5 protein-coding genes are annotated in these 14429 nt (G+C 62.8%); 1 reads left to right on the top strand and 4 read right to left on the bottom strand.

Translation table 11 applies throughout. The features are described from left to right. Positions 1–46: 46 nt before the first annotated feature. The 4 genes from drmB to B0B15_RS02070 all read right to left on the bottom strand — a co-directional run bounded on the left by drmB (position 47) and on the right by B0B15_RS02070 (position 11322). On the bottom strand, positions 47–1855 hold the full coding sequence (gene drmB / locus B0B15_RS02085; protein ID WP_076673061.1) for a DUF1998 domain-containing protein: 1809 nt from the start codon (positions 1853–1855) through the stop codon (positions 47–49). Next, positions 1836–4940 (bottom strand): helicase-related protein, encoded by a 3105-nt coding sequence (locus tag B0B15_RS02080; RefSeq protein ID WP_083708813.1) that lies wholly within the window; start codon positions 4938–4940, stop codon positions 1836–1838. The genes drmB and B0B15_RS02080 overlap by 20 nt, the downstream gene beginning before the upstream one ends. A gap of 80 nt (positions 4941–5020) precedes the next feature. Next, positions 5021–6541 (bottom strand): NERD domain-containing protein, encoded by a 1521-nt coding sequence (locus B0B15_RS02075; RefSeq protein WP_076673059.1) that lies wholly within the window; start codon positions 6539–6541, stop codon positions 5021–5023. Continuing rightward, the gene (locus tag B0B15_RS02070; RefSeq protein ID WP_083708812.1) at positions 6538–11322 is read right to left on the bottom strand and encodes a sacsin N-terminal ATP-binding-like domain-containing protein; all 4785 of its coding nucleotides are present in this window, start codon (positions 11320–11322) and stop codon (positions 6538–6540) included. Before B0B15_RS02070 ends, B0B15_RS02075 begins: the two co-directional genes overlap by 4 nt. Positions 11323–11904: 582 nt before the next feature. Here B0B15_RS02070 and B0B15_RS02060 point away from each other — a divergent pair. After that, positions 11905–14208, top strand: a complete 2304-nt coding sequence (locus tag B0B15_RS02060) for an AAA family ATPase (protein WP_256334145.1) — start codon at positions 11905–11907, stop codon at positions 14206–14208. Positions 14209–14429: the final 221 nt, after the last annotated feature.

Below are 14429 nucleotides of genomic sequence, written 5' to 3'. Positions count from 1 at the left end.
ACGAAGTGTTCCTGCATCTCGAGACGTCATTGAGGCTCGTTCATGGTTAGGCCGCAGATGTTCTGACTTCCTCCAAAACCCCTTCGAGTAGGCCGGGAACGCTACGACCGCCGAACACGAGCTGACGGTCCAGGAGCCTATTCCCTGACTCGCAGGAGGTCTCGCTAACAAGTGAGCAGCCGTGGCATGCGGACAGATTCAGACTCGAGGAACCCTGGCTGTCGCTTTCAATACACACCGGGTCGTTAGAGCAGACGTCGGCGTCGTCGAGTGCGGCCAGCAGCAGCGGGACCAGCTTGTCCGGCGCTCCGAGGCGGACGAGGCCGCCGAGGGTGCCTTGCGCGTCTCCGGCAGCAGTGTAGATGAGCACGCCCGCCGTCCTGTCTGGTCTTTCGGAGCTGGCGTAGATCCGCTCCTGCAGGGAGGCCGAAGCGTAACCGCTCGCGTATGCGAGTCGCCGGACCAACAGATGAGCAATCGTGTGCAGGGCGATGAATCTTGGTTCCGGGGTTGGTAGCCGGTGAGCCCATTCGGTAGCGTTTCGGCGGCCGATTAGTACATCAGCGCGCGCGAGCACCTCGGGGTGCCGCTCCCACTCAGCCAGGACAGCTTCTTTGAATCGCAGGAAAATACCCTCACCGAACATCTCGATCGCTGGGTACACCGGCTTCCGTCGTTGATCAGGTCCGAGGTCTGCCATGATGCGCTCCGCATTCCCGTCGTGGCGTCGAAATCCGAGGAGCGCGCGCACCTCCCTGACACGACGGACTTGACCGATGGAGTCGATGCGCCCTGTCAGCGTGCTCGGCCAGTCGGGACGCGGTGAGAGATCCCACCCGTCGACGACGAAATCCGATCCGCTGTCGTCTCGCCCGCTTTGCTCGAGCTTCTTGACGAATGCCGCCCACTCTCCGTCCTTCAAGTCCATGAGTGGTTCATCGAGATCGGTCCCGTCTTGGCCGGCCACTGCGAGGACGACGTCTTTCGTGGTGTTCAGCTCGGCCGCGATCCATTCGGACACCATGTCGGACTGCGGGCCGCCGTTGTCCGCCACGAGTTTGTCGAAATAGACGTGTCCGCGAATCTTGTCCGCGAGCTGGACGGATGCCGGGCGCTCCTCCGGGATGTCGAGCGCAGAGAGTCGCTCGGCGATGTAGTTGCTTGTCGCTCCGCGCTGAACCGCAGCGAGAGCGTGATCGCATACGGCCGCTGTAGTCGGATCCTGCCACGGCTGTCGACCGCTGCAACGAAGACCGTCGCGACCCAGCGCCGACTTGGCGACGAGGTCCGACAGGCATCGAGATCGTTTGCAACTCCCGCACTCGACTCGCAACGACTTCAGACCTTCACCGGACTTCGCCGATCGTACGAACCTCAGTTCCTTGTACGCGCGACAGAATCTCACAGCGTCGGTTATCCCCGAATCACTTCCGCGATGTGCCCACGTGAACCAGGGGATGTCCTGGGTGTGGCTTCCCTTTTCGCAGATCGCGATGTAGCGCATTGGCACGAGGATGCCTCCGCAGGCGCACTTATTGGTCCACTTGCCTTTATCCTTGCCCGATCGGTCCGAAAGCTTCGTGCAGCGTTCGCAAAACCGCCACTCGGGGAATCGCCAGTAGAGGAGGCTGGGGGTGCCTTTCGCAACTCTCCCCGAATGCGTGGGTGGCTCGCGAAGCTCGCCTGCGCCAATGCGCTGTAGCAGGCGCTCGCAATGAATCTCGGGCGAGTGCTTCTTGTCCCACCACGACGTATCCGCTGCGATCAGCGACTCCCCTCTCACATCAACAATCGCGCCGACGCCGAAGGGTGAAATGATCTCCGACAGACGGAGATCATGCTTGATTCGTTCCACTTGTCACCTCTTCTCTGGGCTCAACGACTTCGACCGCCACATTCGGTTCGACGGACCTCATGGAGTCGGCCACTAGAAATCCCTCACCGCCTTGACCGAACCGCTTGAGGAGTGACTCATCCTCGGACTTCGCGCGGTCATAGCGGAGAGAGAGTCCAGCCGACCGCGCATCGGACGCGCGCCGATCCCATTCCCTGAGGAGAGCCCAGACCGCGCTCTCCGTATCCGCGGCTTCCATTGGTTCTGACCGCGTGACCGCATCGACGAAGTCCGCGATGAGCGCCTCAAGGGAGGACCGCATCTGAAGGTCCGCAAGATTCAAGTTCCCCGCTGAGTCATTGCTCGCGAGAGCGGGGATCGTGTTCCTCGCTAGCGCGACAAGAGCACCGGCCAAAGAGCGCTCCCTCGACGAAAGCGACCACGGTGTAACGCTCGTAGGCTCGACGCTTCTGTACAACGCCTCGTGATAACTGCGGAATGACTCGAAATGCGATCGGTCCCGAGCGCGATTGGATCGGAACAGCGTCGTGACGATGCCGCTATTGCTCCCTCGGCCGACACGACTCGTCGCCTGGATGTACTCCGCGGTGGTTTTCGGCTGCCCCACCATCAGCATCAGGGCGAGTCGCGGGATGTCGATTCCAACCGACAGCATGTTGGAGGAGAGGACCACGTCCACGGCCTGATCTGAGGTATCCGCGCTACGAGACAACTCGCGAAGGTCGTTCGGGAGCTCCTCAGGTCCTCTTCGGGAAGTCAGTTCGAGGACTTTGTCCGCACGCACTTGGCGCAACGCGAGTCCGAGACGCTCTGCCCGTGTCTCCAGTCGGCCGTTGATGTCGTCAACGACAAGGGTGCCCGTCCGACCAAGCTCGCGAAGGCTGTTGTGGTACATCACGGCGGTCCAATAAGAATCGCGCGTCGCGCCCGATGCAGGATCGTGTTCAAGGATCGCGGGAATCTCTAGGAGCGGCGAGGCCGCTGCGATGACGCCCGATGCCTGCGACAAAGATTGCGGCATCAGACCGACGAAGAGCCGGCCCATACCCGACTTTGCAGGTTGTGAGAAGAAGGTTCGATCGTCGTCGAGACCTGCGGGAGGGTAGAGCCCCACCGGCCTACCGTAGAGACCTCTGACCTGATCGTCGGATGCGCGGATGGTGGCAGTCGAAGCGATGATCTTGGGTACGCCTCCCGCATGGCGAAGCAGCAGCCGGATCACGGCATCGAATACGGCCACTGTTGTGCCGAGCGGCCCGGACAGGAGGTGCAGCTCGTCCTGAATAACGATGGAGGGCGGGCGGAAGATCGTGCCCAGTCCTAGTAGCCTTCCAGCCTCGGGTCGAAACTGGATCCGCGCGAATTTGTCGACCGTCGCGAGCAAGATGGTCGGTGGTTCCGCGTAGATCTCATCGTCGACGACCAACACGGGTAGAGAGCTGGAGAACTCACATTCGGCGTTGGTGCAATGGATGTTGAGATCGTTGCCCGAGAACTCGAATCCGTATCGGCTGCGGTTGGTGTCCTTTCGTTCAGGAAGAAGCGCTGTGCGACACCACGGACAGCTCTCGACCTGAAATTGGTTTGCTTCTTCGGGACGCGCAGCATTATGCAAACGGCTGAGCGCGTCCTTGGCCTCGCTCTTCGTGCCGGGGGTGACTTCGTTTCCGACCCACAGGCCAATCGTGAACGGCGACATGAGACTTGCTCGAGGATCGGCGTGCGGCCCACCTCGCCGCAGCAGTTCCATGGCGCAAACCAATGCGGCTGTCCGCTGGAACTGTTGTGTGGTGAGAAGCCTCAAGGTGTACCGGGTGAGAATTGCCGTCCCACCGCCCTCGGGCCCATCGGCTATGCGCCGGCGAAAGATCTCGATCGCTGACAAGCCGAGGTATGCCTCTGTCTTGCCGCCACCCGTCGGGAACCAGATCAGGTCGACCAGGTCGCGGTCTTCATGAAGTTCGTCCACGGTCGAGGCGAGAGCGACAAGAATGAACCCGAGTTGGAACGGTCGCCATTTTGGTTCCGGAAGTGGCCACTCAGTCGCAACTTGGTGAGCCGCGGTCTGTCTCATCTGTAGGCGCATGGCGGCCATGCCGAGGGAGAAGGCGGCGCGCAGATCCTTCTTCGACGGAGAACTGAGAAGCTCGATGCTTTGTCGCATTCGCTCGACGGCGGCCCTCGACCTGGCGACTATCCTGGCGGCGACGTGCGACTCAGTGCCGAAGGTGAGCACCCGACCTTCTTGTGTACCAACCCACTGCTCGAAGGCGTTCACGAACGCATTCAGGTTCGCAGCTACGCCAGATGTGTCTGTGTCGATCTGAGCGAGCCTGCTTAGCTGCAGAGCCTCCGACTCCGGCGCGCCCGGGGCGAATCCCGTGGTTTCTATACCGACAACGACGAGGCTCGGAACCGGTTCGAGAAATACTCGAGTTACTGCGCCGTCGTCGATCTCCCAGTCCGCTGCCATCCCATGACCGACGGCGTAGACCTTTCGGTCGCGATAGCGGAGTCGGATTTCAGCCGACTCCGAATCCACGTCGAAGGAGCGTGCTGGGTCGTATTCGAGGAACGCCCCGGCCTCCGGCGGCGTGACGCTCAGCCCGGCTTGGAAGAGCGTGAGGGGGATGTCGAGTCGGTCGTCTCCCGTGCTCTTCGCGAGGACGCGGACATGCACCGTCACTAGGAATGCGGAGCCGTACTGCCTCCACCTTGATCCCACCTCGACCGGAATCCCACCGACACTCAGCTGCCGCATTTTGGCCGTGCTTGATAGATCGAGGACTCCCGACGAGAAGCCCGTTCGCTGCCATCTAGGCGGTCCATCGTCAACGACGCGTTCGTAGGTGCCGCCTGTCAACTGGCAGTGCACGTGCGGAATGCTCGAAACGAACGACAGCGCAACGGATGATGGGCGCCAGTCCTCCGCGACGGGCCCGGTCGCTCCGTCCTCGTCGACGTCTCCGGACTGAACATCTGCATCTGTAACGGGATAGCTGTCTTCGAGCGACCCAGTGGCATCGGTGGCCTCGGATGGATAGAGCATTCCGACCGAATACTGCCTATTCGGCGGGTTGGTCATCAGTTCGCCCGGTCCTGCTTCCGGCCCGACATACGCGGCGCGGAGGTGACGAAGGGCAAGACGCTGCGCTGACGTGTATGTCACTTCTCCTCCAGGCGGCTCTTGAGGAGGACTTGCAGACGTCGCTTGTCCGCCGCAGACGCGACGATGGTCAGCGAAACCCGAGCACGCGTGACGGCGACGTAGAACGCGGCCAAGCCGGGTACGTCATACTCAGCTGGGAGGCAGCACACGACGACATGCTCTGCCTCCAGTCCTTTCGCGAAGCGTGGGCTTAGGATAGTGAATCCGCCGGCAGTGAGCGCGGGAGGATCCACTGAATCCGCTCTGATGATCCAGACGCCCGAGCGGCTCGCACCATCCGACACGAGCTCTGATGCCGCGGACTCGCCCTCCTCAACGCCCCCTGACCCGGTTGGTGTGTGCCACCGCACTTTCTCTCCATGCACTATGCCGGGGTCCCCAACGTCTGCGCCGAGGTACTCCTGCACCACGTGGACGATTGCTCGAGTGTTGCGAACGTTCAGATCCAGATCCAGCGATGTCGCCTCGGCCGCGATGAGCTCAAGCACATCTCCATCAAACGCACCGTCGATGTGAGCCTGGTTGTTCGGGTCGAGGAACATTCGCCATCGGCCGCTCGTGCGACCACCCACGAGGAGCGCGTCGATAGCGTCCATTCCGTCCGCGGTCATGAGGTCTTGTGCTTCATCGACGAACACCACGTCATATCTCGTCCCCTGAACAAGGGAATGGAACGGGATGACGTCAACGTCTCTGCCCGCGACTCGGGGCGCAAAGAAGTCGACAAGGCCAGGGGATCCGAACGTGATGAGGACGCGTCGACCTTGGTCTGATTCCTGCTTGGCGCCCTCCGCCAGGACAACGGACTTCCCGGTGCCAGCCCCTCCCTGCACCAGTACTCGTGGATTGCGCGCGAGCGATGCTAATACACGCGCTTGACCCTCGGTTGCGCGATTCTGTTCCTCGAGCACTGCGCCTCGCTGTGCGTCGATCACTGGGATGCGGGTGAACTCGCCAAAAAGTCGGGCCCTCAAGTCAGTGATGCGGGCGAGCTTCTGATTCACGGGGGCACTTCGCGCGGCACTTACAACGTCTTGCAGCGCGTGCGCGACGCCATCGACGCTCATCCGGTCTTTCGCAACCCAATGTGTGGGACGCCACTCAACGGAGTGGGGCGGCGAGTCGATGTCCGGAGTCACGACAATGGCTTCATGGGCGAGCCAGCCGAGCCCCTCATCCTTCAGGATGTCTCGAAGAGCAAATGCCGCGGACTGCGCCTGCTCCATCGGGGAGGTCGCAAGTTTGTGCCAGTCACCGCGGCGATCGACTGAGTACCAAACACCATCATGCTTCCTCACGCCGCCGCCCTTGACTTCGACGACGACGACGACACCGTGGAAGAGGATGACGAAGTCGGCCTCCGCTTGTTGCTTGTATGCGTGAGAGCGAAGCCGCACCGAGTAGAACGCCACAGCGTCTGGATCTGAGTCGACTTGTCGGAGGAGCCGCGCGAGTCGGCGTTCGGCGTCGCTGTTAGCGACTCGTTCAATGTCAGCGAGGTCTGGAACTAGGATCATGCGCTCTGCTCTTCCCACAGATCTTCGTAGTCCCTGTAGCCGAGGAAGTCATTCATCGCACCCCAGTTGTCAGCAACGTCAACAATCAGACACTCCTCCTTGCCGCCGTTCTCTTTTCCGCGCAACCCTCGACCAGCCATCTGGATGTAGGCGCTTGGGCTGAATGTTGGGCGTGCGATGTAGAGAGCGCGTACGCCAGGGGCATCGAAACCCTGTACGAGCAGATCACAGTTGGCGAGTACGCGAATCTTGCCCTCTTGGAACTTCTGGATCACATCCCGTCGCTCCTGGCGGCCGGTCTGTCCACTGACCGAAGCCGCTTCTATGCCGCGGTAGCCCAAGGAGGCCGCGAGTACCTGTGCTGAGAGAACGCTCGGTGTAAAGACCAATATCGGCCAAGCGGGGTGCGAGCCGAGGACGCTCAGGATGTGATCGACGAGCACCCGCATTCGCTGCTCGTTGCGTCCGATCCGCTCATAGAGATTGCGGTCGATCAGACGATTTGTCTGCAACGTGGTCTGCTCGGGCTCGCTCAGTTCCACGTTGATGCCGGAGGGGAGTACCTCGTGCCGGACCTTGGCAAGCACCCCCAAAGCGACCAATTGCCGGTAGGCATCCGACTCGAAGGCCGTTAGCCGATTCGATCCGAAACGGGCGACGAGTTCTCTGGTGCCGCTCGAATCGTTCGCGCTTCCCTTGAACGGTGTTGCCGACAGACCGACGAGAGGGCGTTCCCAGCTGCGCCCGTCGACGCCGAGCCAGCTCAGGATCTTCCTGTAGCGTCCCGATCCTCCGGCGCGATGTGCCTCGTCGATGAATACGGCCGCGGGCGTGCTCAACCATGCGTAATCGTCGCGGTCCATGATGGTCGCTATCTTGGCGTCCGTTGCGACGATCACGGCGAACTCGGTGTCCGGCTCGTGGACCATGTTGGTGTCCCAGAGTCGGCCGATAGTCAGCGGACGTTCGTCGCCTAGGTAGCGCCACACAGATTGGAAAGTCTGAACGGCCTGCTCGCAAAGCTCGGCAGACTGTGCGATCCAGAGGATAGTGCCGCTAAGTACTTCGTCGACGAACAGTCTCAGAACGGTTTCCGTTGCGACGCGCGTCTTGCCCGCACCGGTCGGCAGTTCGACCATTCCCTTTTGCGAGGGGCCTGCCGCCGACGGCTGGGTGAGGACCGTACGCAGGTCCTCGCTGATTTTCTTCTGAAAGGTATGAAGCTTGTTCAGCCGAACTGCACCCGCGACGACGAATTCTTCGGGGCGGGGCTGGTTTCGCTGACCCGCATACGACGACGCGAATCCCATCTTCCGCACCCACGAGATCGCCGCTGGTGAACCCGCCCAGGTGTCGGGGACGTCTGAGTAACCCTCTTCCCGGAAACGGTCCGCAAGGGTTTTCAGGGAGTCCGACCCATACACCGTCAGAAAGAGCTCGGACGCGGACGTGTGTTCGCCAACAACACCCTGCGCTTCGAGCGCGGTCCATAGGCCGGTGGGTAGGGCGTCTTTCAAGTCATCTGGGCCGATGTAGAGATCCAAACGGTCGGCATCCGACTCGATCGTTCGTGCTTGCTGGCGTAGCACTTCGAGCCGATGGTCCTGGCCGGCCTGAAGAATGGCGCTCAACTGCGCGTTGTTCAGTCGCAGCTCGAACGCCTCGCTCAAGAGCGACAAGACTCGTCGCTCGTCCGCATCGGCACGGACGACGAGATCGTGACCATCAAGATGCCAGTCCAACGGCTGGTCCTCGACGCCGTCCTCGGTTGTCACACGTTTAGCGATGTGGAGCGCCCTTGCGAATCGAACGCCAGCGAGTCGTACCGAGAACTCTGTGCGTAATCCGGGATACGCGTCGAGGATCCTTTGAAGGTCCTGCTGGCCCTCGATAACCATCGAGAACGAAAAGCTCTCCTCGAATCGTCGGCAACCGACGTCGGCGACGAATTGATCTGCCTGATCCGGTGACACACGTAGGTATGGCCGCTGCTTCGCACGCAGGAACGACTCCTGCTCGTCTGTGGTGGCGAGGTACACCGCCCCAGGTGGTCGAGACTCGATCGCGCGGTGCACCCGTGACGGTATAGAGGCGAGCGGTGCCTCGTTCTGGACGATCCGCGCTGCGATGAGAATGAATTCGGCGAGGACGTCGTCCTTCAGTGTGGCGGGATACAGATCCTGCCCCAGGGCGGTTCTCGCGACCTCGAAGGACATGGATTCGAGGTCCTCGGGAAGCCCGAGCGACTCTTCCATTGATCGCGGACCACGGAACAGAGGGACGAGGCCGTCGTACCTCACCAGAGATGCAGAGACGGTCTGTCGGGGCGCGAGATATCCGCGGCTGGAGTTCACGATTCCCACAGCGTCCACTGCCCACCTGACCGGCGACGGAACGGCATACGAGGCTCCGGTGTCGATGTCCTCGCAGTCCCACGCGCTGTCGCCAAACTCCATGAGTCCTCGCGTCCAGAGCTCGCGAGAAGGCGCGCTCGCATCTGAATCGGCGAGCATGAGGAGGACGGAGAACGGTCCCGGCGATGAGTCACGCCTCGGGTAGAGAGTGATGCGTTCGATCGGACGATCGTCGGGAGTAAGGCGCGAGTTCAGCTCCCGCAGCACCCATTTCTCATAGTCGGTGGCGGCGAACTCATCCTCGAACGGGTAGTCCGCCTGAGGCGCACGGACGACACCGAGTGCATGTGCGACCGCCGGAAAGCAACGCTCGTGATCGAGCAGCAGGTTGCCATCTGCACCGGGGAGAGTCTCATCGAGGTCGAATGTTTGTTGCGGCCATGCCCACCCGCCGCCCCTCGTGGGCACAAGAATGACTGCTTGCGGGTGAGCTGAGATGACCTTCATCGCGTCGCGCGGGTTTACACCGAGTGCGGCGTCCCAGAACTTGCCCTGTAGAGATGTATCGGCGTTCGGGGTGAGCACCGCGGTGCGAGCGTTGAGGATCGCGATTGGATCTAGATCACGGAATCCACATTCGCGGAGCAGCTTCTCCGTCTCGGCATGCGCGAGAAAGTCGGGGTCGACGAAGACGGCACCCTCGATCTCGAGGTCCTCCACCTGGTGCAGGAACACCAGATCCTTATCCTTGAGGGCCTTGGCACCGCTCGATGTGGGAATGACTTTAGCTTCGATGACGGTCGGATTCGTCCGCCGGTCGAAACAGAAGCGCAATGCGTTGGCGGTGGAAATCAGGTGCGTTCCCTCCGCCCACTCTCGAAGCCAGGACAACATCCCGCGCTTGGGTAGAGATCTGAGAGCCATCTCGATACGGCGCGCCCGCGGCCCGGCGTCCTCGAAGAACAGGTCGGGATCGCTGCTCGCAGCGAAGACCTCGCTAAGACGGAGTACTCGCTGACTGGAGCTATAACACTTCCAGTGAGGGACATCGCCGCCGGTGTTGGGCGATTCGATCCATGCTTTGTGAACCGACTCATCGATTTTCAGATCGTCGATGACGGCGAAGTCAAGCGGAACCAGCTCAGCCGCTGATAGGAGCGTCCCCGCACTGTCGGGTACTAATCCGCCTTGGCCAGCGAGGCGCGGCACGTCTGCGCACAGGATCGAGTCACCGTACGACCGTTCCTCCCGACCGCGAGCAGGGAGGTAGTCGAGGTGAGCCGCCGGATCCTCGGCAGTCCGGACTTGCGGGACAAGCTCGAGGAAGACTTCCGCCATCGTGGCGAGAATCTCTCGGTTGTACTCATTGCGCAGCAATGTCGTGCGATCGTCATTGACACTCCAGGGCGCATTGAAGAAACCGGTGGCTGAGGTGTTGTCCTGCAGCGGGAAATAGCTCCAGAACTGCCCAACCTGCGTACCGCGATCGTCCTTCTCCCTCAGGCCGGCTCGGCGCGGACGCAAAGGTACAGCGACGCTGATCTTGATCTCGTCTCTCGAGACCGCCTCTCCCACCTCTCGGCGTGCCGAAGGCGACGGTGCATGCATCCGGTCTCCCACGATCCACTCGTCGCCGCTGCCATCGGGTCTTTCGATCTTGAAGCGCCCGAGTCCCATGTCACGAGAGACATGGCTCGTTTCGAAGCCTTGGTCGCCAAGGACACGGAGGTGGATCTCTCTCACGGCGCCCACGAACAGTAGGAACTCCGAAGCGAAGGTCCTCATCTCGGCCTGAATGCGGTCGACGTGAAGGATGCCGGGAAGTCTGATCACCGTGGTTGCCCAGCTCGCGAGCTCCCCCAGCGTGGCATCGCGCGCGATGGATTCGCCAGCGTCAAGTAACGTTGCCGTTCTCAGCACCGGCAGGCGCCGAGCGCCCGATCCAACCTCTCGAATCGCAGTCTTCGCAATGGGCGAGTTGTACTCGAAAGACACACTCCGGCTCAGCACCTGCGGGGAGTCGGTCAGGGCGAGGACGGACTTGAATCCCAGACCAAATCGCCCGATCTCATCGCCCCGCTTCGCACTCAAGTAGGCGTGGGCCATCGCTTCAAGCCCTTGCTTCGAAAACCCTCGCCCAGAGTTGGCGCAGTACAGGGTCTTCGAGCTTGGGTCGAGCACGATCTCTACGCGACCCAGCTCGTCCGAACCGGGTGTAGTGCCAGCCATCGCATCAGCCGCGTTTTGAACCAGCTCCAGCAGGGTGCGATTCGCGTAGCCCCCAACTCGGATTGACTCCTCGAGGTTCGCGTGCTCGACGATGAGCTTTGGGTCTGCGCGATACGAACCGATGGCTCGCTCGAATTGCTCTTCGATTTCGCGGATGAGAATCGGTTCAGGCGTCCATGCCTGAGCAGTGTCGGTCACCACTTACCCCCAATAAACGGCAGTCTAGACAGCACGCTATCCGGTCAGATCCAGACTCCGGTCGAGGGCCAACATTTTCCCCGTCGACGTGTCGAGAGCTCGCATAGATCCCCAGCGGCGCAAGTGCAGAAACAGGTTGTCGACTAGGGCCATCGAGTCACCGCACGCCCGCAAGTAGATGACGAAGAAGACGACGACGAAGACGACGAAGACGACGAAAGACGAGACAATCCACGAGGAACAGGAAGCAATGCACGCAGGCACCATGGGTGAGCGACGCCCTTTAGCGGCACTCGCCTACCCACACCTGCACACCAAGAAAATACCTGGATAAGCGGGAAAACGCACCCTATCCTGAGGGCATGCGCGGAGGCCTCGAGCGATGGAAGCGAGGTGTCGAGTCCAGAGGGGTTCGACAGGCGATCGGCTACGCGCTCAAGGGCACCTGCGATGCTCACCTAGAGCACTCCCCCGGCTTTGACGCGCTCGAAGCGTACAGTGCCGCCTCCCGTTCGACCGTCTCGCGGTTCATCGTGGCGAACGGCGTCATCACCTCCGACGAGCTCTCTGCCGGCGGCCTTCGTGTCTGGCTCACCGGCCACGACCCAGTCACCGGGGAAGAGCATCGAGGTCGTCGAGCTGCAGCATCGGCGCTCGCGCGCACTGGACCCGCACATCCACCGTCACCTCTGGCTGAACATCAAGGTGCTCGGCGCGGACGGCAAGTGGTCGAATCTCGACTCGCGCGTCGCGATGAAACTCCACACCGTCGTCAACGCCGAGGGTGAGCTCGCCGCCCGCACGGATCCCGCCTGGATCGCCGCGCTCGCACGGCACGGTTACACGGTCGACGAGACTGGCGAGATCGCCGAACTTGCCGGCGCCGTCCGACCCGTCTCGCGTCGGTCGGCGCAAATCGAAGGCAACCGCGCGCGCCTGATCGCGGAGTGGTCGGCGGCGCACGGAGGATCTGCGCCGAGCGTGGAGGTGCTGCAGCAGATCGATCGCCGCGCCTGGGCGGTGTCGCGTCTGAACAAGCCGACCGATCTCGATGAGGCGGCTTGGGAGGCCCGCGTCCGCGACGAGATCACAGCAGTCGATCCGAGCCTGGTCACCCCGCGCGCACCCATCCAAGTCGCTTCAATCGATCCGCATGCCGTTGACCTGGATCTGCTCGCTGCACAGGCGGTCGTCGACGCGGACGAACGGTCCACATCGAGCGGCGGGAGGTTCAGCAGCTTCGACATCCGCGCGGGCGCAATACGCGCGCTCTCGCGCACGGGCGTCGTTGCAGAGCGAGACAGGCTCGACGGCGTGATCGCCGAGATCACGGAGCGCGCCACGCGTGCCGTCTACCGGCTCGTTGCGGAAGACCCGCCGGCGCACGTGAAGGCGTTCATGGCAACCGAAACCGTACGCGCCAAGGTGCGTCTCGCCGGCCGCTTGGACGTGCTCGCCCGGCCCGTGCGCTCCCTGCTGTCGGGCGAATTGAACCGGCTCGCTCCGAACGCGGATCTGTCGGCACTGGATGCCTCACAAGGCGCCGCCGCCTGCGCCATCGCCGGCACGGATGGGCTCGTAACTGTGACCGGCCCCGCCGGCACGGGCAAGACCACGATGCTGCGCGCCGCGTTCGCGGCGCTCACGTCGCAACGGCGGCGGATGCTTGTTATTGCTCCCACGCGAAAGGCGGCATCGGTGGCTTCTCGCGAGGTCGGGGCCGCGGCATCCAGTATTCATGCCCTTCTCTTGGACCACGGCTACCGATGGGCCACCGACGAGGCCGGCTCCAAGGTGTGGACCAGGCTTCGAGTGGGAGAAGTCGATTCCAGCACGGGCACCGCGTTCGGCGGGCCAACCCAGTACGTGTTGCGTTCTCGCGATCGGATCGTCGTCGACGAAGCCGGCATGGTCGACCTGCAGACGGCGAACGTCCTCGTCGAGCTCGCGATCGAGCAGGGTGTCGGGCTGGCGTTCGTGGGTGACACGCATCAGGCGTTGCCGGTCGGACACGCGGGCGCGGTGGGTTCTGCGATCCGGCACGCGAACGCTGCGATCGAGCTCGACACGGTGCACCGGTTCCGCGATCCCGACTACGCGGCGCTCACACTGCGGCTCCGGGATGCGTGTGATCGCGAGCGTGCGCTGGTGGTTGCGGGCGAGCTTGCCGAACACGGTCACGTCGACCGGGTCAACCATCACGACGCGGCCCGTGAGCGGATGATCGGCGCCTACTCCGACTGGCACGCACGCGCCAAGCGGGTGACGCTGGTATCCGGCACGAATGCCGAGGCGGATGCAATCAACGACGCCATCCAGCAGCGGCGAGTCGACCAGGGCGAGCTCGACGACTCCGTCGCCGCGTGGGGAATCGGGCAGCAGCGCATCCTCGTCGGCGACACCGTCCAGACGCGTCGCAACGACCGACTCACGGGCGTAGAGAATCGCGCGCAGTGGATCGTGCGCGGCATCCGCGACGAGTACTTGTCGCTTGTCTCCGTGAGCGACAGCGGCGAGGTGGCGCGAGTGTCCAGCGAGTACGCGCGCGAGCACCTGCAGCTCGCCTACGCGTCCACTGTGCACGGCGTGCAGGGCGACACCGCCGACGCGTCGATGGTCGGGCCGGACGTCGACGCCGCGGGGCTGTACGTGGGCCTCACGCGCGGTCGGCTGAGCAACGTCGCGATCGTTGTAGCACGGACCGATGCCGCGGCCCGCGAGTGCCTTGCCGAGTCGATGCAGCGCGGCACTCCGGAGTTGACGATGCAGGATGCTGTGCGCGCGGCGGAAGCAGAGGTGCGGCGTGCGGCGAGGAACCGCGAGGCGGCGATGGCGACAGGACCGGTGGTCGGGCCGCCGAGTACCGGGCGCGCGATCGGGATATAGAGCCCATCAATCGCGGTGAAGGGCTGGCCCCCGCGCGGGAACAGACGTGCGTCGGGCGATGGTCGGGCGTTCAAGGAGGAGAGACTCGGGCGCGCTATTCGGGCGGGATCAGCGCGGGTCTCGGCCTCGCTCATAGGATCTCCTCGTCTGTTGCCACGAACGACGGACTTTCGACGCTGCAAGCGCCTTCGATCGGTCGGTGAACTGGCAAGCTGGACCGG

The organism is Microbacterium sp. RU1D (assembly GCF_900156435.1).
In the GTDB taxonomy this organism is placed as follows: domain Bacteria; phylum Actinomycetota; class Actinomycetes; order Actinomycetales; family Microbacteriaceae; genus Microbacterium.
Note: the sequence above shows the minus strand (reverse complement) of the source record. Positions and strands in the feature narration are given on the sequence as shown.